Consider the following 21,255-nt stretch of genomic DNA (forward strand, 5'->3'; position numbering starts at 1 on the left):
GTGCGGCGGACGTGCGGTGTCCTGGGCGGTGGGTCAGGTGGCGGTCCAGCCGCCGTCGAGGGGCAGGGAGATGCCGGTGACGCAGCTGCTGTGGCCGGAGCACAGCCACAGCGCGGCGGCGGCGACCTCGTCCGCCTCCAGCAGCCGCTTCACGGGGGAACGGGTCAGCAGCACGGTGGTCAGGACGTCACCGGGGCTGATGCCGTGGGCGGCGGCCTGGTCGCGGATCTGGTTCTCCACCAACGGGGTGCGGACATAGCCCGGGTTGATGCAGTTGCTGGTGACGCCGTGCGGGGCGCCCTCGATCGCGGCCACCTTGCTCAGCCCCTCCAGGGCGTGCTTGGCGGCGACGTAGGCCGACTTGTAGGCGCTGGCCCGGAGGCCGTGCACGCTGGAGATGTTGATCAGCCGGCCCCAGCCGCGCGCGTACATGTGCGGCAGGCTGCGGCGCATCAGCAGGAACGGGGCGGTGACCATCACCTGCTGGATGAGGTCGAACCGGTCCGGCGGGAACTCGGTCAGCGGCGCGACGTGCTGCAGCCCGGCGTTGTTGACCAGGATGTCGATCTCGGCCGGCAGCGCGTCGAGGGCCGTCGGGTCGGCCAGGTCGACGACGTGCGCCTCCCCGCCGATGTCCGCGGCGACCGCTTTGGCCGCGTCGGCGTCCCGGTCGACCACGTGCACCGTGGCACCCGCCGCGGCCAGCGCGGCGGCGCACGCCTTGCCGATGCCGCTGCCGCCGCCGGTGACCAGGGCGGCCCGGGACGTCAGATCGACACCGGCACCTTGCGGCGCCGCAAGGGCGGGAGGAGAGGGGAGTTCGCTCGTCATGGCCGGAAACAGTACGGACACCTGCCTCCCACACCTATGTATGGGACCTACACAGCGGTGGCGCGTTCTGTAGGTGACAGAACCAGGGAACGGGCGATATGACAGTGATGCGGGCCACACGGCGGTCGTGGCGGGGCTGCCGCGGCGCCGAACGGCCCTCGAGGGGCGCCACCGGACCGCCCGCCGCGCACCGCCGTTCCCGCCGGCCGGCACCGTCGACCCGGCGGGCACCCGGTGCCGCCACCCGTCGGCCGCTTCGTCATAGCGGCGAGCGCCTCCCTCACCCCGGAGCCGGAACCCGCGCGGTCCCTGGTCCCCGACCTCGACTGACGCGGCCCCTCCCCCGAGGCTCTTCCGGGCGACCCCGCGACTCCGGGCGGGAAGCGGGTACCCCTACGGGGAAGCAGGGCAGCGCCGCCGCCCCCGTCCCGTGAGGAGCGTCATGACCGAGCCCCCGCCGCCCGGCCCGCCCACCCGGATCGTGGAGGCCGGCCTGCGCGCCGTCCGTCCGGGCGTGGAGGAGCTGTACCGGGACCTGCACCGCCACCCGGAACTCGGGTTCCGGGAGCACCGCACGGCCGGCCGGGTCGCGGAGACCCTGCGGTCGGCCGGCTACGCCGTCACCGAGGGCGTCGGGGGCACCGGAGTGATCGGCGTCCTGGCGAACGGGGCTGGTCCGGTCGTCATGGCCCGGGCGGACATGGACGCCCTCCCGGTCCGCGAGCGGACCGGCCTGCCGTACGCGTCCACAGCGACGGCGACCGACCGGGACGGCGTCGAGCAGCCCGTCATGCACGCCTGCGGGCACGACGTGCACACCGCCTGCCTGACCGGCTGCGCACAGCTGCTGGCACTGCACCGGGACGCCTGGCGGGGCACCTTCGTGGCCCTCTTCCAGCCCTCGGAGGAGAACGGCGAAGGCGCCGACGCCATGATCGCCGACGGTCTCGCCGCGAGATCGCCGCGTCCCGACGTCGTGCTCGCCCAGCACGTCCTGCCCCACCCCGCGGGGTACGTCGGCACCCGCGCGGGTTCCTTCCTGTCGGCGGCGGACAGCCTGCGCGTCACCGTGCGGGGGCGCGGGGCGCACGGTTCCATGCCCCAGGCCGCGGTGGACCCCGTGGTGACGGCCGCCGCGATCGTGCTGCGCCTGCAGACCGTGGTCTCCCGCGAGCTGGCCCCCACGACCCCCGCCGTGCTGACCGTCGGCAGCATCCACGCCGGGAGCGGCCCCAACGTCATCCCCGACCGGGCCGTCCTGGAGATCAACGTCCGCACCTTCGACGAGGCGACCCGCACCCGGGTCCTGGACGCCGTCCGCCGCATCGTCGAGGCGGAGTGCCGGGCGTCCCGGTGCCCCGAGGAGCCCCTGATCGAGCGGATCGCCTCGTTTCCGCCCACGGTCAACGACGCGGAACCGACCCGCCGGGTCGCGGAGGCCTTCGCCGCGTACTTCGGCGACGACGCCCGCACCGTGGAACTGCAGACGGCCAGCGAGGACATGAGCCGGATCCCGGCGGCCTTCGGCGCGCCCTTCACCTACTGGGCGATCGGCGGCACCGATCCCGCGCTGCACGCCGGGGCGCTGCGCCGGGGATCCCTCTCGGAGGACGTCCCGGTCAATCACAGCGCCACCTTCGCCCCCGTTCTCCAGCCGACACTGGACACCGGCGTCGCCGCCCTGACGGTGGCAGCCCTCGCCTGGCTGGGCCACTGAGACCGGCGGGGTCCCTGGCGTCGGCCCCGGGTCCTCAGCCCTCGGCTCCCGGCTGTCGGCGCTCGGCTCTCGGCTCGGCCATGTCGGCGGAGGGGTGCGGTCGGATGTGGGTACCCGCCTGTCGCACGGCCGGAAGGGCGCGGTGGGCGCCGTGTCCGCAGACCGGACGGCCCGGGAACGACGAGGGGACGGCAGCATGAACACCACGCGGGTGGTGTCGGAGCCCGACTTCCCGCAGGCGGTGCTGCGCGACGCGGGCGTCGGCGTCCTCACCACGGACGGCTCCGGCCGCATCACGTACGTCAACCCGTGGGCCGAGCGCCTGCTGGGCCGGACGGCGGGGGCGATGCTCGGCCACGACGTGCACGACCTGCTGCACCGCGACGCCGACGGCGGCCCGGTCCCCCGGGAGCAGTGCACGATGCTCGCCCCGCTGGACCGCGGCGGGGCCGCCGACGAGGACGGCCCGGCCGCCGAGGAGGGCAACCGCGAGTACCTCCTGCGGGCCGACGGCTCGGTCATGCCCGTCCACTGGGCGACGACGCCGCTGCGGACGGCGGGCCGCCCGGACGGCCTGGTGCTGGCGTTCAGCGACTACACCGCGGAGCGCGAGGCGGAGGAGCAGGCGGCGGCGCACACCGCCGGGCTGGAGGCGCTGACCGGCCGGCTGCACCTGATGGAGGACGCCTCCGAGGTCCTGATGTCCCCCGACGACGCCCCGGCCCGGATCCGCCGGCTGCTGCGGCTGCTGGTCCCGGCGCTGGGCGAGTGGGCCGCCGTCGACGTGTACTCCGAACAGGACGGATCGCTGGAACGCGTCGCCGTCCGCAGCCGTACCCACCCCCGCCGGACGCGCCGGCTGGAAGGATCCCTGCCGCCCGGGGTCCGCCCGCCGGCGATCCGGGCCACCGGGGACGACGAGCCCGTCCGGGTCGACGCGGAGGAACTGCGCGCCGACCCGGACGGGCCGTTCGCCGCCACCCACCGGCCCCTGTTCGAGCGGCTCGGCGGTCACACGGCCGTCGCCGTGCCGCTGCGGGCCCGGCGGCGCCCCTACGGCCTGCTGACCGTGGCCCGCACCTCGCGCGCGCCCGCTCCGACAGACGAGGAGGTGCGGGTGCTCGCCGACCTCGGCCGGCGTCTGGCCCTGGTGCTGGACAACGCGCGGCTCTACCACGAGCAGCGCAACGTCGCCGAGACCATGCAGCGCCAGCTGCTCACGCCGCTCCCGCAGGTGGACCACCTGCGGATGGCCGCCCGGTACGTGCCCGCCCAGAGCGCGCTGGAGGTGGGCGGCGACTGGTACGACGCCTTCCTGCTCGCCAACGGTGTCATGGCGCTGGTCATCGGGGACGTCGTCGGCCACGACCTGGAGGCGGCCTCCCACATGGCGGAGGTGCGCAACATGCTGCGCGCCCTGGCCTGGGACCGGCAGGCGCCGCCCAGCACGATCGTGCACGGCGTGGACGAGGCGGTGACCAACACCAGCGACGCGCCCATGGCCACGCTGGTCTTCGCCCGCATCGAGGGCCCCGTCGGGGGACCCTGGCAACTGCACTGGTCGAACGCGGGGCACCCTCCGCCGCTCCTGGTCACCCCGGAGGGCGGGACGCGCTACCTCACCGACGGCCACGGACCCCTGATCGGCATGAGCGCCGCCCTCCGTCTGGGCCTGCGCTGGCCCGACGCCCGCCAGGATCTGCCCCCGGGGTCCACCCTGCTGCTGTACACCGACGGTCTCGTGGAGAGCCGGGGCCGCCCGATCGACCTCGGCATGGCCACTCTGCGCCACCACGCCTCCATGCTGGCCCGGCACACCGTGGACGACTTCTGCGACGCCCTGCTGGACCGCATCGCCCCCAGCGGCGACGACACCGCCCTGCTCGCCCTGCGGGTGCCCGAGGCCGGCATGGGCACCCCCGGCGACCGCCACCCGCCCCCTCCCCCGCAGTCCCCCCGCAGCCCCGCCGCCCCGCACCGCGCCGCCCCGGGCTCCACCCAGGAACACCCCCGCGTGCAGGACCCCACCCACGCCCCGGGGACCCCCGGGGCGGAGTGAGCGACCTCCGCAACGGGCCCTGTTTGCCGGCCGGTTGACCGCACCCGCGGCCGCGGCTCCACTACGCTCGTGCAGGGGGTGTTGATGTGGATGCCGGGACGGTGGCTCTGCGGGTAGGGTCGGCGGCGATCACACCGCTGGTCAGGAAACTGTTCCGGGGTGACCAGCCCGGCGCGGGCCTGGTGGCCGAGCCGGTGCGCATCGGGTCGCTGGTCTCCTTCCGGGGGGAGAAGCGTTCACTGACCGCCGAGGATCTCGAGAAGCTGGTGCGGCGGCTGCTTCAGCGGGCCGTCGAAGCGGCCGGCCCCCGCGAGACACCGGCACCCGGCGAGCACGAGGCGGTGGTGCAGGCCCTTACACGCTCCCTGCTCCGGCTCGGCGACCTGGAGATGGACGACGTCCAGGCCGTGGCCCTGGGACCCGAGAAGCTGGCGGACGCCCTGAACGCCCGTCCCCCGCTCGGTCTGTCCGCCGACGCCGAGCAGCTCCACGACCAGTTGCTGCGGGTCGCCTGCCTGCACATCGTCGACTTCTTCACCAGGCGTTCCACGTTCGTGGCCCGGACCCTCGTGGAGGAGGCCCGGCAGACCCGGCTCCTGGTCGAGGCCGTCGACACCCTCGTCGGGCGGCTGCCCGCCCGGCAGGCCGAGGACGCCGATTTCGAGGACCGCTACCGCAGGCACCTCGTCCACCGGCACGGCCGGCTCACCATCTTCGGCATCGACATCGACGACGACTGGCCGCTGGACGACGCCTACCTGGGCCTGGAGGCCGTGGACGGCCGGGCCCGGCAAGCGGTCGCCGAGCCGGAGGGCGGGCACGGCCGCCGAGCCGCCCTGCCCGAGCGTGCCGAGCAGGCGCTCGCGGGCCGGGAGAGGGTCCTGCTGCGGGGTGTCGCCGGGGCCGGGAAGACCACCCTGGTGCAGTGGCTGGCCGTCACCACCGCCGAGTGGCGCCCGAGCAGAAGCCTGGCCCACCTCCTCGGACGCGTCCCGTTCGTCCTGCCCCTGCGGTCCCTGACCCGCGCCGGGCGCGAACTGCCCGCGCCGGCCGAGTTCCTGACGGTGGTCGGCTGCCCGCACACGCCACCGGCCGGCTGGGCCGAACGTGTGCTGACCGCGGGGCGCGGCCTGCTCCTGGTGGACGGCATCGACGAGGTGCCGGAACCGCTGCGGGACGGCACCCGCCGGTGGCTGCGCGACCTGCTCGGCGCCTTCCCCGGCAACGTCTGCGTCGTCACGGCCCGGCCCTCGGCGGTCCGCGAGAACTGGCTGGAGGCCGACGGCTTCCACGAACTGTCCCTGGTGCCGATGAACGGCGAGGACGTCACCACCTTCATCCACCGCTGGCACGCGGCGGCCGGGAGCGACCGTCAGGAGGCTGACCGCCTGATCAGGGCGGTGCGCAGCAGACAGGATCTGTCCCGGCTGGCCACCAACCCCCTGATGTGCGGCCTGATCTGTGCCCTGCACCGCACCAGCCGGGGCTTCCTGCCCCGCGGGCGGGAGGAGTTGTACGAGGCGGGCCTGCGCATGCTGCTGGAACGGCGCGACCGGCAGCGGAGCGTCGACGACGGCACGCAGATGGACTACCGGTCCCAGGTGCTGCTCCTGGAGCGGCTGGCCTACTGGCTGATCCGCAACGGCCACTCCCAGATGGACCGTGAGGACGCCGTCGCCCTGATCGACCAGGTGCTGCCCGCCATGAACCGTGACGTGATCGGTCCGGCCTCCGCCGAGGAGGTCTTCCGGCGTCTGCTGACCCGTTCCGGCCTCCTGCGGGAACCCGCCGAGGGGGTGGTCGACTTCGTGCACCGCACCTTCCAGGACTATCTCGCGGCCCGGGCCGTCATCGAGCACCGCGACTTCCCCCTCCTGGTCCGCAACGCCCACCTGGACCAGTGGGAGGACGTCGTCCGCATGGCCGTGGCGCACGGCCGACCCGACGAGCGCAAACGCCTGCTCACGCAGTTGGTCAAGCGCGGCGACAAGGTACGCAGACACCGCGTGCGGCTGCATCTGCTCGCCATGGCCTGCCTGGAGCACGCCACCGAGCTGGATCCGGAGGTCCGCCGGGAGGTGGAGGGGCGCGCGGCGGCCCTGTTGCCGCCCAGGACCTACGACGAGGCGAAAGCCCTGGCCGACGTGGGGCACGTGGCGCTGGAACTTCTGCCGGGGCCTGAGGGGTTGACCGTCCAGGAGGCGGAGGCCGTCGTCCGGGTGGCCGTTCTGGTCGGGACGGACGCCGCGCTGCCGAAACTGGCGCAATTCCGCGACCACCCCTCCGCAGGCGTCCACAACCCGGTTTTCCTCGGGTGGGGGGACTTCGACCCCGCCCTCTACCAGCAGACAGTGCTGTCGGGCGTGTCGCTGGAGCACAAGCCGCATCTCCAGGTGCGCACGCACACCGAGCTGGCGGCCCTGGCCCGCTTCCTCAGCCACCCCTATCTGTCGCTGTTCGGCGACTTCACCGAGCAGGACATCACCGAGGCGCTGGGCGGCAAGCAGATCAGCGAGCTCTCCCTCGCCTGTGAACGCCTCACGGACGTCCGCTTCCTCACGCGGTTCCGCCCGCTGGACCGCCTCGCCCTGATCGAAGGCCCGGCCACGCTGACCGACCTCTCCCCCGTGGCGGAACTGGCCGTGACGAACCTGCTCCTGCGGCAGCTGCCGGGCGTCCGGGACTACCGCTGTCTGAACGCGCTCACCGGATTGCGCTACCTCTATGTGGGCGACGGCATGGTCTGCCGCGATCTGGGGTCTCTGCCGGCCGACGCTCCCCTGGAGGACCTGGGAATCCCCAGCAGTGTCACCGACCTCTCGGGGCTCCGGGCGGCCTGGCCGGGACTCACCTTCCTGCGCCTGATCGACACGGATGACGGGCCACCGCCACCGCCGCCCGCCGGGCTGCGGACCCTGGCCGACATGCCCGCGCTGACCAAGCTGCTGTTCAGTGCCCGTCTCCTGCCTGCGCTCGCCGCCGACGGCATCGTGCTGCCCCAGGTCGACACGCTCTGGCTCACCGAGACCGAGGACGGGCAGGACCTGCGTGAGGTCGTCGCCGTTTTCCCGCGGCTGCGGGACCTCTCGCTCCGGGCATGGGAGCGGCGGTCTGCGGTGGACGTGGAACCGCTGCGGGAGATCGGCTCCCTGCGCACCGTGAAGGCCGAGGGCCTGGTGCGTCTGGTCAACGCGGACCATCTCGACCAGGCGCCCGTGCAGCAGCCGCTCGAATCCCGGTACTGACGCAGCGCGCTGCCGACCCGCGCCTCGGACTCCGGGGCGGAGCAGCGGGCTCGCGCTCTTCCCTGCGCTTGCACACCGTCCCGACACCCCTCAGAAACTGGCCGGAAACCCACTCTTCACACAACCATTGACTATGGACATCCCTGTACCTACGATCTCGCTTGTACATGGTTGTCCATACACAAAGTGGTGTGCCGATGAAGATCGCGGTGGTCGGAAGCTATGGAGCCGGGCTCACCATGCGGGTGCCGAAGGCGCCTGCGGCGGGTGAGACGGTGTCGGGCGGCCTGTTCGACTCGGGCCCGGGTGGGAAGGGAAGCAATCAGGCCATCGGCGCCGCCCGGCTGGGTGCCGAGGTCTCGCTCCTGACCGCCGTCGGCGACGACGAGTTCGGCCGCTCGGCGCGCGAGCTGTGGCAGCACGAGGGCGTCGGCGCCGAGCACGTGGTGACCGCGCAGGCGCCCACCATGGTCGGCTTCATCATGGTCGAGCCGTCCGGGGAGAACCGCATCGCGATCGCGCCGGGCGCCCTGGACGAACTGGACGCCTCCGCCGTCGACGCGTTCCGCGCGGAGATCGCCTCCGCCGACGTCCTCGTCGTCTCCATGGAGATCCCCGAGGAGGCCGTGGTCGCCGCGCTGCGCGCCGGCCGCGAGACCGGCACCCGCACCCTGCTCAACCCGGCCCCCGCCCGGCCGCTCCCCGAGGAGTGCTGGCCGCTCATCGACGTCCTGACGCCCAACCAGACGGAGGCACCCGTGCTTCTCGGCCTCGGTGACGGGCACGGACTCGGCGACGAGCAACTGGCGGACGCCCTGCGCGAACGCACCGGCGGGACCGTCGTCATCACCCGCGGCGGCGCGGGCGCACTGGTCGCCCGCTCCTCCGGCACCAGCACGGTGCCCCCGCACCCGGCCCGGCAGGTCGTCGACACCACGGGCGCCGGAGACTCCTTCACCGCGGCCTTCGCGGTCGCCCTCGCCGAAGGACAACCCGTCGAACAGGCCGCGGAGTTCGCCGCCGTCGCGGGCTCCCACACCGTGACGATCGCGGGCGTCGTCCCCGCCCTCCCCACCAGAGCCCAGCTGAACGCCCTGATTGGAAACGCCTCGTGACCTCGACCCTTTCCAAGCCGCCGGTCCCTGCCCCGCCCTCCCCCGCCGAGAGCTCCGGGCGCTTCCCACACGCCCTGCGCAGGCTGCTGCACGCCCGGGAGTCCGGCGTCTTCGCCGCCCTCGTCGCGCTGTTCGTACTGGGCACCGTGCTCTCCCCGACGTTCGCCCAGTCCGACAACCTGCTGTCGGTGGGCCAGCAGATCGCCCAGATCGGCATCATGGCCATCGGGGTGACCTTCGTCATCCTCAACGGCGAGATCGACCTGTCCGTCGGCTCCATCTACGCGCTGTCCGCGATCTCCACCGGCATGCTCATCTCGGACGGCTGGAGCTGGCCGGTGGCCATGCTCGTGGGGCTGGCCGTGGGTGTCGTCGCCGGACTCCTGAACGGGCTGGCCGTGGTGGTGCTGGGGGTGCCGTCCTTCATCGTCACCCTGGGCACGCTGAGCGTGTTCCGCGGCGTCGCCCTGCTCATATCCGACGGCGCCCCGATCTCCCTCAGCTCCTCCCAGCCCGGCGTCGCGGAGTTCAACCTCCTCGGCCAGGGACGGCTGTTCGGGCTGATCCCCATGCAGTTCGTGTTCTTCGCCGTCGTCGCCGCCATCGGCGTGATCCTGCTGGCCCGTTCCCGCTTCGGCTTCAACACCTACGCGGTCGGCGGCAACCAGGAGGCCGCCCGGCTGGTCGGCGTCAACGTCAAACGGGTCAAGCTCACCGCGTTCGTCCTGTCCGGCTTCACCGCCGGCCTGGCCGGCGTCCTCGGCCTGTCCTTCCTCTCCTACGTGCAGGGCGTGACCGGCCAGGGTCTCGAACTCACCGTCATCTCGGCCGTCATCATCGGCGGCGCCGCCCTCTTCGGCGGGTCCGGCACGATGTGGGGCACCGTCATCGGTGTCGCCTTCATCGGCCTGCTCCAGAACATCCTCAACATCAAGGGCATCTCGTCCTTCTGGCAGACCGTCGTCACCGGTCTCGTCATCGTCGCCGCCGTCGCGGCCGACACCTGGCAGCGCAAGCGCAAGTCCCGCGCCTGACCGCCACCGCAGCCTCCCGCCCCGTACGGGCCGCCGCCGGAGCGTTCCGCCCTCCGCCGCGCCCGGCCCGCGTCGCACACCCCAAGGAGCCACGATGTCCTCGCGCACCCTCCGCAGATCCCTCGTCGCCGCCACGACCGCCGTCGCGGCCCTGTCCCTCAGCGCCTGCGGCGCCGTCACCGCGGCCGACTCCGGCGGCGCCGCCGACGGCTCGTTCGAGCTCGCCCCGTACATCCAGCAGCGGCTCGACGACGACAAGCCGATGCGTATCAAGCTGAGCTACCACGACCCGTCCCTCGCGTTCGCCACCCCGATCGGCGCGGGCATGGAGAAGGCGGGCAAGGAGTTCGGCGCCGACGTCGCCCTGATCGGCCCGACCGGCGGTGACGCGGCCAAGCAGGTCTCCGAGATCCAGACGCTCATCCAGCAGAAGGCCGTGGACGGGCTCGCCGTGTCGTCCGCGTCCAGCGACGCCCTCAAGCCGGTCATCAGCCAGGCCTACAAGGCCGGCATACCGATCATCTCCTTCAACACCGACAACCCCGACTCCGAGCAGATGGGCTTCGTCGGCCAGGACCTCAAGGGCTCCGGCAAGGCGCAGGCCGAGGAACTGCGCAAGAAGCTCGACGGCGACGTCAACGGCAAGTCCGTCGTCGTCTTCTCCGTGGACACCGGCGCCGGCTGGTCGCACGACCGGTTCAGCGGGTTCAAGGAGGGCCTGGACGGCAGCGGCCTGAAGATCGTCGGCCCGGTCAACGTGGGCAACGAGCCCAACAGCGCCTACAACACCGTGGAGTCGAGCATGTCCGGCCAGTCCGGTGTGGTCGCCGTCGCCGGCCTGGACTGCTGCTCCACCACGGCCGCCGCCAAGTGGGTCGCCCAGTCCGGCAAGGGCGACGCCATCACGATGGGCGGCTTCGACCTGCTGACCCAGACCGCCGAGTACATCGAGCGCGGCGTCCTGGACTTCACCATCAGCCAGAACCCGGCCGAGCAGGGCTACCAGGCCGTGAAGGTGCTGAACGACTTCCTCACCCAGGGCACCGAGATCAAGGGCGTGGACACCGGGGCGCAGTTCATCACCCGCGACAACCTCGCCGACGCGACCGTGGAGGACTGATGACCGCCGCACCCCGCGACGCCGCTCCCGGGGGCCCGGACCGCACGACGGACCCGGGCACCGCCGGCCCGGCCGTCCGCATCCGGGGCCTGACCCGCAACTTCGGCCCGGTCCGCGCCCTGCGCGACGTCTCCTTCGACGTCCCCGAGGGCGAGGTCACGGCCCTGCTGGGGGAGAACGGCGCCGGAAAGTCGACCCTGTTGAAGATCCTGGCGGGTCTCCAGCCGCCCAGTGGGGGCAGTGTCACCGTCTTCGGCGAGGAGGTCTCCTCGTACGAGCCCAGCACCATGCTCGGCCGGCACGGTGTGGCCATCGTGCCGCAGGAGCTGTCGCTGCTGCTCGACCGCACGGTGGCGGAGAACGTGCTCAGCGGGGTCGAACCCGGTCACCGCTGGTTCCCCTCCCGGCGGCGCATGCTGGACCGCACCGCCGAACTCCTCACCGAACTCGACCTCGACCTGGACCCGAACGCCTCCGTGCGGACCCTGGACCTGGCCACCCAGCAGCTCATCGTGGTGGCCCGGTCCGTCGCCCGGGGCTGCCGCGTCCTCATCCTGGACGAGCCGACGGCCATGCTCACCCCCGCCGAGGCGGACCGGCTGTTCGCCCTCATGGCCAGGCTGAAGGCGGCCGGGACGACCATGCTCTACGTCTCGCACCGCATGCCCGAGGTGTTCCAGCTCGCCGACCACATCCAGGTGCTGCGGGACGGCGCCCACGTGGCGTCCTGGCGGGCCGAGGAGACCGACCCCGACCGGGCGGTCGCCGCGATGGTCGGCCGTGAGCTGGGCGGGTTCACCCGCCGCGCGGACCAGGGGTCCCGCCCGGACGCCTCCGCCGAACCGGCCCTGAAGGTCCGGGAACTGAGCGGCCGACGGCACCACGGGGTCTCCTTCGACCTGCGGCCGGGCGAGATCCTCGGGGTGGCCGGCCTGCCGGACTCCGGCCGGGTCGAGCTGCTGCACAACATCTTCGGCGGGGACCCGGGCACCGGCGGCAGCGTGGAACTGCTCGGCCGGCCCTACGAGCGGCGCAACCCGGTCTCCAGCGTCGAACGCCGGCTGGCGTTCGTGCCCGGGGAGCGCCGCGCGCAGGGCCTGCTCACGACCATGAGCGTCGGCGAGAACATCGGCGCGCTCACCGCGAAGACGTTCAGCCGCCTCGGACTCGTCCGGCGCCGCGCCTTCGACGAGGCGGCGGCCGAGCAGGCGCAGCGGCTGCGGGTGAAGACGGCCGGCCTCGGCCAGCCCATCACCAGCCTGTCCGGCGGCAATCAGCAGAAGGCGGTCCTGGGCCGCTGGCTGGCGATCGACCCCGGGGTGCTGATCCTGGACGAGCCCACCCGGGGCGTGGACATCGGCGCCAAGGCGGAGATCTACGCGCAGTTGTCCGCGCTCGCGGACAGGGGTCTGGCGATCCTCTGCTCGTCCTCCGACCTGCCCGAACTGCTCACCCTGACCGACCGCATCGCGGTGATGAGCCAGGGCCGTCTGGTGGCCGTGGTCGACACCGCGGAGGCCACCGAGGAGTCCGTGATGACCCTGGCCACCGGCGCGACCCCGGCCGCCGCCTAGGCACCCGCCCGATCCTTCCGGGCCTGGCCCGTCCCAGGACCCGGCGCACCACGCGGGCCGCCCGACGGCCCGCTCGAGAAAGGCAGAACGACCATGAAGCGCTCCGGCATCCTCAACGCCGAACTGAGCGGCGTCCTGGCCACCCTCGGCCACACCGACCTGCTGCTCGTCGTGGACGCGGGCTTCCCCGTGCCGCGCGACGCCCACCGCATCGACCTCGCCCTGGCCGAGAACCTGCCCGACCTGCGTACGGTCCTCGACCTGATCGCCGACGAACTCGTCGTCGAGGGCGTGGTCCGCGCGGAGGACGTCCCCACCCACAACCCCCGTCTCGACGCGTGGCTCCAGGAACGCTTCACCGGCGCCGAGTTCACCACCCGGCCGCACGCCGAGGTGCTCGGCGGCCTGGCCCGCCAGGCCAAGGCCGTCGTGCGCACCGGTGCCTTCGAACCGTGGGGCAACATCGGCCTGTACTGCGGTGTCGACGCCCCGCGCTGGTTCGGCCGCAAGGACATCGTCGTGCCGGAGGAGTACGCGTCCAGGCTCTGACGCCCCGCGAGTCCCCCCGAGCCGGGCACTCGTGCCCGTCCCGGTCACCCGGCGGCGCCCTCCACGAAGAACCCGGCGGCCGGACCGCCGGATCCCCGCCGCCCACCACCCCCTAGGGAGAACCCCGTGTCCAGTACCACCACCTCCAACCCCGCCGATCTCGACCTCACCCCGGCCGAGCTGGCGTCGTACATCCAGCACACGAAGATCGACCCGGACGCGACGCGCGACGAGATGGTCGCCCACGCCCGTGAGGCCGTCACCCACGGCTTCAACGCCGCGATGGTGCCCGCTTCCTGGCTGCCCGTCGTCGTCGCCGAGCTCAAGGGCACCGGGGTCGAGGTCGCCACGGCCCTGGACTTCCCGACCGTCGGCGTCATGACCAGCGCCGGCAAGGCCGCCGAGGCCGAGGAGATCGCCCGGCTGGGCGCGGACCAGCTCGACATCGGCGTGCAGATCGGCTGGCTCAAGAGCGGCCGCTACGACGACTTCCGCGACGACATCGCGGGCGTCGTCAAGGCCTCCGGCCTGCCCGTGAAGGTCATGCTGGAACTGCCGCTGCTCACCGACGCGGAGAAGGAGGCCGCCGTCGAACTCGCCATGGAGGCCGGTGCCTCGTTCCTGAAGAACGCCAGCAGCGGACAGATCGAAACTGCGAATCCGACGAGTGTTCGTTACCTTGTTGACCGGGCACGGGCCGGGGTCCGGGTCAAGGCCTCCGGTTCGATCAAGAGCTACGGTCAGGGGCTCGAACTGCTGAGGGCGGGCGCCTCCCTGCTGGGGACGAGCGCCGGTCTGGCCATCATCACCGACAGCGGGGACGAGTCCACCGTCAGCTACTGAGCGGACACCACCGCCGCGCCCCGGCCGCCCACCGCGGCCGGGGCCCGGCCCTGACGTCCGGAGCGACACGGGTCCTCCGGTGAGAGCGGAGAAGGAGATGCGACGACGGTGACGGCCGACGAACGGACACCCCCGGGCATCAAACGGGACGTCCCCACGGCGATCCACGTCCAGATCTCGGAACACATCCGGCTGCGCATCGCCAGCGGTGAATGGCCGGCGCACTACCGCCTCAAGAGCGAGCCGGAACTCGCCCAGGAGTTCGGCGTGAGCCGCGGCACCCTGCGGCGGGCCCTGACCACGCTCATCGAGGAGGGCCTGCTGCGGCAGGTGCGCGGGCGGGGCACCTTCGTCACCTCCACGACGATCGAACCCGCGATCGCCCAGAAGCTGAGCACCCTCTCCGAGGACTTCGCCAGTCAGGGCATCGTCACCACGACGTCGGTGCGCGAGTGCTCCCTGATCGTCCCGCCGCGGCCGGTGGCCGCCCTCCTGGACGTCACGCCGGGCACCCACGTGCTGCGCCTGGTGCGGGTCCGCCGCACCGACCAGGGGCCGGTCGCCCTGCTGTTCAACTTCGTCCGCACCGACCTCGCGCCCGGTATCGAGGAGGTGGACTTCACGTCCGCCAGCCTCTTCGGCACCCTGGAGGGCACGTACGGGCTGAAGATCGCCACCGCCCGCCGCACCTTCAGCGCCGAGGCGGCCACCACCGACGTCGCCACCGCCCTGGAACTGGACGAGGGCGCCCCGGTGCAGTACCTCCAGCAGGTCACCTACCTGGCCGACGACCGGCCGGTGGAGTACTCCGACGTGTGGATCCACAGCGGACGCCTGCGGGTCACCTCGCTGCTGCTGCGCCGCTGACCCCGCCGGCGCCGGCCCGCCTCCCGCCGCCGCAGGGCCTCCTGCGGCGGCGGGAGGGCTCAGGCCAAGGTGGAGTACAACGCGTTCTTCGCAGCATGCCCCGGCCGACAGCTACTCGACCGAATCTCGAACAAGTGGGTCGTCCTGATCCTGTGTGCGCTGGGCGGCGACCACAACCCCGGACCCTCCGGTGCAGCAGACGCAGACGCCCCGAAGGCGATGCGTCAAGAAGACCGTGACCACACAGGCCGGCGACCTCGAGCTCGCGATCCCGAGACTGCGGGCCGGAAGCTTCTTCCCCAGCCCGCTGGAACGCCGGCGGCGCATCGACCACGCCCTCTTACGCGGTCATCATGGAGGCATACGTCCACGGCGTCTCCGCCCGCCCCGTCGACGACCTCGTCAAAGCCCTCGGCTCGTTGAACCGAAACTGCATCAGATGCCCACACACGGGCTATAGGAGAGACGCGCCTTCGCCGGAACTTCGCCATGAGCACGAGATCCTGAGGCCATGAAGCCGACGGACAGCGATGCCTGGTACCTGGTGGGACTGTTCGCGCTCACGGTTGCTACTGGCCTCGTGGACGCCGTCAGCTACCTGGCGCTGGACCACGCCTTCACCGGGAACATGACCGGAAATGTACTGTTCGTCGGCTTCGGGCTCGCCGGGGCCGGGGAAGTGCCGCTGCTGAACAACGCGGTCGCCCTGGTGGGGTTCCTCGCCGGCGCAGTCGTTGCAGGACGCCGCGTGCACGGGCGCACGCACGTCACGCGCCTGCCCACCGCTCACCTGCTCGTCCTGTCCGGCACCGCTGCCACGGTCCTCGTGATCGGAGTCGCCTGGCTGCTGCTGGGCGCTCCGGCCGGAGGATGGCTGATCGGGCTCACGGCTCTGCTCGCCGTGGCGATGGGTATGCAGGCGGTGGTCGCCCGCGGGGCACGGATCCCCGACGTCACCACGGTGGTCATCACGAGCACGCTGGTGAACTTCGCGCTGGACAGCCCGCTCGCCGGCGGCACCGGCGACAAGTGGGTCCGCCGCGCGGGAGCGGTTGTCTCGATGGGTGCAGGAGGCGCTCTCGGCGCGCTGCTGATCAGCGCCTGGTCCGGAGCCGGCGCGCTTCTCGTGGCCGGTGCGTGCATGACCCTCGGGGCAATCGGGCTCGGGGTGGCGCGGCACCGGGAGGGAGGCCGGGCGGCCAGCACTCCAACGATCCCCGAACGACCCGGATGAGAAGCCGGACGATGAACGACAAGGAGTCAGAAAGGGACTGCTGCAGGGTTGGGTGACACCTGACCTGGCTTGCTGAAGCGGCCTGGAAGGATGCTGCAGTGCCCAAGCCCTGTCCGAAGGAGTACCGCGAGGACGTCGTGCGGTTCGCGCGCAACCGCGAGCCCGGCGTCACGCTGGAACAGATCGCCGCCGGGGGGTATCAGTCCAACGCGTCCGTGCGGCGCCCGGATTCCCGGCCGTCCCCGCCGAGACGTCGGCCCCCGTCGACGGCAGCGGCGGTGCCGGCGCGGTCCGGACGGGTGACCGGCTCAGTCGGTTGCCGGCTCACCTGCAGTCCCTCGCGTCGGACGAACCGCTCCGTGTGGTCGGCGACCAGGGTCCGCAACCTCCGGGATGCGTCCCGGCCCGCGGCCTCGACCCGCAGCGTCAGCACACCGGGTGCAGCCTGCGGACCGGGCGGACGCACCATGACGTGACCAGGGCGCGGGCGGGGGCCCGGACCCCGGGCCTGCCGTACGGTCAGGTCAGCCGTGAACGCCGGTCAGCGGACCCTCCCCCGCGGCTTCAGCGGCAGCGGCGGCAGTTCGGGGGCCGGCAGCGGAGCCCCGTCGTATCCCTTCACCTCTCCGAACCGCGTGCCTTCCATCCAGTCCCGGCGGGCCTGTTCGATCTCCTCCTGGGTGCGGCCGATCCAGTTCCAGAACATGATCAGCTCCTCCTCGAACGGCTCGCCGCCGAGGAGCATCAGGCCGGCGTCCGACTCGGCGCGCAGGGGGAGTTCGGTGCGGCCGCAGCCGAGGTAGAGCATGGAGCCGGGCAGGACCGGGACGCCGTCCACGTGGGCCTCGCCGGACATGGAGAGCACGGCGTACTCGAAGTCGGGCTCCAGGGGCAGGCGGACGTCCGCGCCGCGGGCGAGGGCGAGGTCGGCGCCGACGATGGGGGTGTAGGCGGTGCCGGGCGAGGCGGCGCCGTCGAGGGTGCCGAGGATCAGGGTGGCCTCGACGCCCGGGGCGGTGACGACGGGCAGGTCGGTGTGGTGCTCGAAGCGCGGGTCGGTGTGGCGGTGGCCGTCGGGGAGGGCGACCCACAGCTGGGCGCCGTGCAGGAAGCGTGCGTGCGGGCGGGGGCTCTCCTCGGAGTGGCTGATCGCCCGGCCGGAGGTCATCAGGCCGAGTTCGCGGGGGCGGATCGTCTGCAGGCTGCCCGTGGAGTCGCGGTGCAGCACCTCGCCCTCGTGCAGCCAGCTCACCGTCTGCAGACCCATGTGCGGGTGCGGGGGCACCTGCATGCCGGGCTCGTCGGCGATGTCGTCGGGGCCGTAGTGGTCGACGAAGCACCACGCGCCGACCATGCGGCGGCCCAGGTTGGGCAGCAGCCGCCGGACCTCGGTGGACTCGCCGAGGGGGACGTGCCGGGGGCTCAGGAGTTCGCGCACGGGCTCCGCCACCACGAAGCCTCGGCCGCCGCACAGGGCGGGGACCGCCTCCCGCTCGAGATTGCTCATGGCGCCAAACCTAGCCCGGGAATGCTCCCGCGTCAGGCGTCGGACGCCGTCACGCACCGGAGGAGTGGCACGGGGAGCCCGAAGGGGTGGTGGAATTTTCAACCACCCGGGTCGGTTGTCGCCCCCGAAGGAGGTCACGTGAAGACCATGTACTACGACCACGGAACACCCGCCGAGCGCTGGGAGCGCGCCGGGATGTTCTTCGACGCCAAGGACTACACGCGCGCCGCGTACGTCCTGGGCCGCCTGGTCGAGGAGGTGCCGGAGCAGACCGGTCCCCGGCTGATGCTGGCACGGGCCTACTACCACTCGGCTCAGCTGCGCCGCGCCGAGGCCGAGTTGCGGACCATCGTGGACCGTGACCCGGTCGAGGGCTACGCCCGGCTGCTGCTCGGCCGTACCCTCCAGCGGCAGGGCCGGGACGCGGAGGCCGAGTCCCACCTGCGGATCGCCTCGGCGCTCGCCGGCGAGTTCGACGACGCCGGCCGGGAGTGAGCGGACCTCCGCGCTGACGCCCCCGCACGCGAGTACCGGTGCCCGGTTCCCCTCGGGGAGCCGGGCACCGGTACGTCGGGTTGTGGCCAGTCCTGTGGCCGGGCGGGGCATGGGCACGTGGGACCCTGACGGGATGGAGACGTCGAGTGAGCGCGCGCCGCTGGCCGAGCGGGTGGAGGAACTTCTCGCCCTGAACGGGCCGTTGCCCATCGTCGCGGCCGGCGATCCGGTGCTGCGACGGGCCGCCGACCCGTTCGACGGCCAGTTGGAACCCGGCCTGCTGGCCCGGTTCGTGGCGGCGCTGCGCCTGACCATGCGGGCCGCGCCGGGGGTCGGTCTGGCCGCGCCGCAGGTCGGGGTGGGGCTGCGGATCGCGGTGATCGAGGATCCCGCGCCGGTTCCGGAGGAGGTGGGGCGGGTCCGCGGGCGGGTGCCGCAGCCGTTCCGGGTGCTGGTCAACCCGTCGTACACGCCGGTCGGTTCCGGGCGGGCCGCCTTCTTCGAGGGCTGTCTCAGCGTGCCCGGCTACCAGGCGGTGGTGGCACGTCCCACGGTGGTGCGGCTGACGGGGCAGGACGAGCACGGGCGGGCACTGGACGAGGTGTTCTCCGGGTGGCCCGCGCGGATCGTCCAGCACGAGACGGACCATCTCGACGGCACCCTGTACCTGGACCGCGCCGAGCCGCGGTCGCTGTCGTCGCAGCAGGCGGTGGCGGACCGCTGGGCGCAGCCGTCACCGGAACGGGCGGCCCGCGCCCTGGGGTTCGACCTGCCGTGACGTCCGGGCGACCGGCGCGTCCGGGGCGGGCGACCGGCACGTCCGGGGCGGGCGACCGGCACGTCCGGGGCGGGCGACCGGCACGTCCGGGGGGCGCGGTCCGGCGCCGGTCAGCCGCCCGTCCGGTCGTGTCCCGCCACTCCCCCACCCGGTCCGCGCCCCGGCCCACAGGTGGCCGCCGGTTCGTGGCCGCCGCCCCGTACGGCCCGCGCGCCTCAGGCGTCCCGGTACGCCTCCAGCAGCCGCAGCCACACCTCACTGACCGTCGGGTACGAGGGCACCGCGTGCCAGAGCCGGCCGACCGGGACGCGGGCGGCGACGGCGATGGTGGCCGCGTGGATCATCTCGCCGACGCCGGGGCCGACGAGGGTGAGGCCGCGCAGGACCTCGTCCTCCAGGTCGACGACCATGCGCGCACGGCCCGTGTAGCCGTCGCCGTACAGCCCGGCACCGGCGATGGAGCCCAGGTCGACGTCGACGGCGCGCACCCGGTGGCCGGCCCGTTCGGCCTCCGCCAGGGAGAGGCCTACGGAGGCCGCCTCCGGGTCGGTGAAGACGACCTGGGGGACGGTGGCGTGGTCGGCGGTGGCGGCGTGCGCGCCCCACGGTCCGGTGTCGACCGGCCCGCCCGAGGCCCGGGCGGCGATGGCGGCGCCCGCGATGCGGGCCTGGTACTTGCCCTGGTGGGTGAGGAGGGCGCGGTGGTTGACGTCGCCGACGCCGTACAGCCAGTCGTGGCCGGTCACCCGGAGGCTGTCGTCGACGGGGAGCCAGGAGCCGGGTTCCAGTCCGATCGTCTCCAGGCCGATGTCGTCTGTGCGCGGGGCGCGTCCGGTGGCGAAGAGGATTTCGTCGGCCTCGATGCGCTCCCCGGTGTCGGTGCCGACGACGACGGTGCCGTCCTGGCGCCGGACGGAGGTCACGGACGTCCCGGTGCGGATGTCGGCGCCTGCCGCGGTGAGCGCCTCGGCGACCAGTTCCCCGGCGAACGGCTCCATGCGGGACAGCAGGCCCTTGCCGCGCACCAGGACGGTGACGCGGGAGCCGAGCCCCTGCCAGGCGGTGGCCATCTCGGTGGCGACGACACCGCCGCCGACCACGACGAGCCGTCCGGGCACGCTCTTGGAACTGGTGGCTTCCCGGCTGGTCCAGGGTGAGACGTCGGCGAGTCCGGGCAGGTCGGGCAGGAGGGCGCGGCTTCCGGTGCAGACGGCGACGGCGTGCCGCGCCGTGAGGACCTGTTCCCCGCCGTCGGGCCCGGTGACGGTCACCGTGCGCTCCCCGGTGATCCGGCCCCGGCCGCGGTACAGGTCGGCGCCGGTGCTCTCCAGCCAGTCGACCTGTCCGTCGTCGTTCCAGTCGCTGGTGAACCCGTCCCGGCGGGCGAGGACGGCGGCCGCGTCCAGGGGGTCCTGGACGGCGTGGCTCAGTCCGGGCAGCCGGCGGGCGTCGGCCTGGGCGAGGACCGGCCGCAGGAGGGCCTTGCTGGGCATGCACGCCCAGTAGGAGCACTCGCCGCCCACCAGCTCGCTCTCCACGACCGCCGTGGACAGACCCGCGGCGCGCGTGCGGTCGGCGACGTTCTCCCCCACGGGTCCGGCACCGAGGACCACGACGTCGTAGGTGTTGGATCGTGCTGGCGTTTGCGTCATGACGTCAGTCTGGTGGGTGGTGTGCGTGCGGGCCACATGGGTAGGGGCGCGGAATACGTGACCGGTCGGCCGTGTTGACCGCGAGACCCCGCCCCAGAAATCCAGGAAGTAGGAACACACCCATGAGCAGCACCGTGGAGCTCACCAAGGAGAACTTCGACCAGATGGTCACGGACAACGAGTTCGTCCTGATCGACTTCTGGGCGGACTGGTGCGGACCGTGCCGTCAGTTCGCACCCGTGTACGAGAAGGCCGCCGAGGACAACCCGGACCTGGTGTTCGGCAAGGTCGACACCGAGGCGCAGCCGGAGCTGGCCGCCGCGTTCGGCATCCAGTCGATTCCGACTCTGATGATCGTCCGCGACCAGGTGGCCGTGTTCGCCCAGCCGGGTGCCCTCCCGGAGGCGGCCCTGACCGACGTCATCGGGCAGGCCCGCAAGCTGGACATGGACGAGGTCCGCAAGGCGGTCGCCGAGCAGCAGGCGCAGAGCGGCGAGGGACAGGCTCCCGGCCAGGGCGCGTGAGCCCACACCCCGGGCGGCACCCGGCCCGGCGGAAGGCACCGTCCCGCGGGCGCGCCGAGGGCTGAGCCCCGGCGGGGCGCGTGACGACAGCCCGAGCCCCGGCGGGGGGGT

At 73.0% G+C, this 21,255-nt stretch carries 17 protein-coding genes and 2 pseudogenes; 16 read left to right on the forward strand and 3 right to left on the reverse strand.

Features of this window, described 5'->3' with window-relative positions; translation table 11 throughout:
* Positions 1 to 33 precede the first annotated feature (33 nt).
* Positions 34 to 831, reverse strand: a complete 798-nt coding sequence (locus tag ACIRPP_RS09455; RefSeq protein ID WP_403639435.1) for a 3-hydroxybutyrate dehydrogenase — start codon at positions 829 to 831, stop codon at positions 34 to 36.
* Between the two features lie 442 nt (positions 832 to 1,273).
* On the opposite strand from ACIRPP_RS09455, the gene ACIRPP_RS09460 reads away from it, so the two are divergent.
* From ACIRPP_RS09460 to ACIRPP_RS09520, 13 genes and pseudogenes are all read left to right on the forward strand, one after another.
* Positions 1,274 to 2,548, forward strand: a complete 1,275-nt coding sequence (locus ACIRPP_RS09460) for an amidohydrolase (protein WP_403639437.1) — start codon at positions 1,274 to 1,276, stop codon at positions 2,546 to 2,548.
* A 196-nt stretch (positions 2,549 to 2,744) separates the two neighbouring features.
* A complete protein-coding gene (locus tag ACIRPP_RS09465; RefSeq protein WP_403639439.1) occupies positions 2,745 to 4,607 on the forward strand; it encodes a SpoIIE family protein phosphatase in 1,863 nt (620 codons plus the stop codon).
* 101 nt (positions 4,608 to 4,708) lie between these two features.
* Positions 4,709 to 7,852, forward strand: a complete 3,144-nt coding sequence (locus ACIRPP_RS09470) for an NACHT domain-containing protein (RefSeq protein ID WP_403639441.1) — start codon at positions 4,709 to 4,711, stop codon at positions 7,850 to 7,852.
* Between the two features lie 197 nt (positions 7,853 to 8,049).
* Entirely contained in the window at positions 8,050 to 8,967 is a 918-nt protein-coding gene (locus ACIRPP_RS09475; protein WP_403640083.1) for a ribokinase, read from the forward strand.
* Positions 8,964 to 10,001 (forward strand): ABC transporter permease, encoded by a 1,038-nt coding sequence (locus tag ACIRPP_RS09480; RefSeq protein ID WP_164345520.1) that lies wholly within the window; start codon positions 8,964 to 8,966, stop codon positions 9,999 to 10,001. Before ACIRPP_RS09475 ends, ACIRPP_RS09480 begins: the two co-directional genes overlap by 4 nt.
* A 94-nt stretch (positions 10,002 to 10,095) precedes the next feature.
* Positions 10,096 to 11,121: a sugar ABC transporter substrate-binding protein gene (locus ACIRPP_RS09485; RefSeq protein ID WP_403639443.1), complete on the forward strand. Its 1,026-nt coding sequence runs from the start codon at positions 10,096 to 10,098 to the stop codon at positions 11,119 to 11,121.
* Positions 11,121 to 12,695: a sugar ABC transporter ATP-binding protein gene (locus ACIRPP_RS09490; RefSeq protein WP_403639445.1), complete on the forward strand. Its 1,575-nt coding sequence runs from the start codon at positions 11,121 to 11,123 to the stop codon at positions 12,693 to 12,695. Before ACIRPP_RS09485 ends, ACIRPP_RS09490 begins: the two co-directional genes overlap by 1 nt.
* Before the next feature lie 93 nt (positions 12,696 to 12,788).
* Positions 12,789 to 13,244 carry a D-ribose pyranase gene (gene rbsD / locus ACIRPP_RS09495; RefSeq protein ID WP_403639447.1) on the forward strand — a complete coding sequence of 152 codons (456 nt, stop codon included), beginning with the start codon at positions 12,789 to 12,791 and terminating at the stop codon, positions 13,242 to 13,244.
* Between the two features lie 126 nt (positions 13,245 to 13,370).
* Positions 13,371 to 14,087: a deoxyribose-phosphate aldolase gene (gene deoC, locus ACIRPP_RS09500; protein WP_403639449.1), complete on the forward strand. Its 717-nt coding sequence runs from the start codon at positions 13,371 to 13,373 to the stop codon at positions 14,085 to 14,087.
* A 108-nt stretch (positions 14,088 to 14,195) separates the two neighbouring features.
* Positions 14,196 to 14,954 carry a GntR family transcriptional regulator gene (locus ACIRPP_RS09505; RefSeq protein WP_164333381.1) on the forward strand — a complete coding sequence of 253 codons (759 nt, stop codon included), beginning with the start codon at positions 14,196 to 14,198 and terminating at the stop codon, positions 14,952 to 14,954.
* A 69-nt stretch (positions 14,955 to 15,023) separates the two neighbouring features.
* Positions 15,024 to 15,188 (forward strand): annotated as a pseudogene (locus ACIRPP_RS09510) (transcriptional regulator); the annotation flags it as partial.
* 7 nt (positions 15,189 to 15,195) lie between these two features.
* A pseudogene (locus ACIRPP_RS09515) lies at positions 15,196 to 15,370 on the forward strand (transposase); the annotation flags it as partial.
* Between the two features lie 95 nt (positions 15,371 to 15,465).
* Positions 15,466 to 16,188, forward strand: coding sequence for a YoaK family protein (locus tag ACIRPP_RS09520; protein WP_403639452.1), 723 nt, complete (start codon positions 15,466 to 15,468; stop codon positions 16,186 to 16,188).
* A 541-nt stretch (positions 16,189 to 16,729) separates the two neighbouring features.
* Here the strand turns inward: ACIRPP_RS09520 and ACIRPP_RS09525 are convergent.
* Positions 16,730 to 17,695 carry a pirin family protein gene (locus tag ACIRPP_RS09525; RefSeq protein WP_403639453.1) on the reverse strand — a complete coding sequence of 322 codons (966 nt, stop codon included), beginning with the start codon at positions 17,693 to 17,695 and terminating at the stop codon, positions 16,730 to 16,732.
* A gap of 138 nt (positions 17,696 to 17,833) precedes the next feature.
* On the opposite strand from ACIRPP_RS09525, the gene ACIRPP_RS09530 reads away from it, so the two are divergent.
* The gene (locus tag ACIRPP_RS09530; RefSeq protein ID WP_403639455.1) at positions 17,834 to 18,190 is read left to right on the forward strand and encodes a tetratricopeptide repeat protein; all 357 of its coding nucleotides are present in this window, start codon (positions 17,834 to 17,836) and stop codon (positions 18,188 to 18,190) included.
* A gap of 133 nt (positions 18,191 to 18,323) precedes the next feature.
* Positions 18,324 to 18,968 (forward strand): peptide deformylase, encoded by a 645-nt coding sequence (locus tag ACIRPP_RS09535; protein ID WP_403639457.1) that lies wholly within the window; start codon positions 18,324 to 18,326, stop codon positions 18,966 to 18,968.
* Positions 18,969 to 19,183: 215 nt separating this feature from the next.
* Here ACIRPP_RS09535 and ACIRPP_RS09540 read toward each other — a convergent pair whose 3' ends face one another.
* Entirely contained in the window at positions 19,184 to 20,620 is a 1,437-nt protein-coding gene (locus tag ACIRPP_RS09540) for a dihydrolipoyl dehydrogenase family protein (protein ID WP_403639458.1), read from the reverse strand.
* A gap of 122 nt (positions 20,621 to 20,742) precedes the next feature.
* Here ACIRPP_RS09540 and trxA point away from each other — a divergent pair, with 122 nt between their 5' ends.
* Complete coding sequence (gene trxA, locus ACIRPP_RS09545; RefSeq protein WP_403639460.1) at positions 20,743 to 21,144, forward strand: thioredoxin; 402 nt, start codon at positions 20,743 to 20,745, stop codon at positions 21,142 to 21,144.
* Positions 21,145 to 21,255 lie beyond the last annotated feature (111 nt).

Source organism: Streptomyces sp. NPDC101219, from assembly GCF_044767675.1.
GTDB lineage: Bacteria > Actinomycetota > Actinomycetes > Streptomycetales > Streptomycetaceae > Streptomyces.

Bases quoted from the DNA above. Each gene is read 5' to 3' on its own strand.
- trxA (WP_403639460.1), top strand. From the start codon at position 20,743: ATGAGCAGCACCGTGGAGCTCACCAAGGAGAACTTCGACCAGATGGTC.
- ACIRPP_RS09535 (WP_403639457.1), top strand. From the start codon at position 18,324: ATGGAGACGTCGAGTGAGCGCGCGCCGCTGGCCGAGCGGGTGGAGGAA.
- ACIRPP_RS09460 (WP_403639437.1), top strand. From the start codon at position 1,274: ATGACCGAGCCCCCGCCGCCCGGCCCGCCCACCCGGATCGTGGAGGCC.
- ACIRPP_RS09465 (WP_403639439.1), top strand. From the start codon at position 2,745: ATGAACACCACGCGGGTGGTGTCGGAGCCCGACTTCCCGCAGGCGGTG.
- rbsD (WP_403639447.1), top strand. From the start codon at position 12,789: ATGAAGCGCTCCGGCATCCTCAACGCCGAACTGAGCGGCGTCCTGGCC.
- ACIRPP_RS09520 (WP_403639452.1), top strand. From the start codon at position 15,466: ATGAAGCCGACGGACAGCGATGCCTGGTACCTGGTGGGACTGTTCGCG.
- ACIRPP_RS09540 (WP_403639458.1), bottom strand. From the start codon at position 20,620: ATGACGCAAACGCCAGCACGATCCAACACCTACGACGTCGTGGTCCTC.
- ACIRPP_RS09475 (WP_403640083.1), top strand. From the start codon at position 8,050: ATGAAGATCGCGGTGGTCGGAAGCTATGGAGCCGGGCTCACCATGCGG.
- ACIRPP_RS09490 (WP_403639445.1), top strand. From the start codon at position 11,121: ATGACCGCCGCACCCCGCGACGCCGCTCCCGGGGGCCCGGACCGCACG.
- ACIRPP_RS09525 (WP_403639453.1), bottom strand. From the start codon at position 17,695: ATGAGCAATCTCGAGCGGGAGGCGGTCCCCGCCCTGTGCGGCGGCCGA.
- ACIRPP_RS09485 (WP_403639443.1), top strand. From the start codon at position 10,096: ATGTCCTCGCGCACCCTCCGCAGATCCCTCGTCGCCGCCACGACCGCC.
- ACIRPP_RS09455 (WP_403639435.1), bottom strand. From the start codon at position 831: ATGACGAGCGAACTCCCCTCTCCTCCCGCCCTTGCGGCGCCGCAAGGT.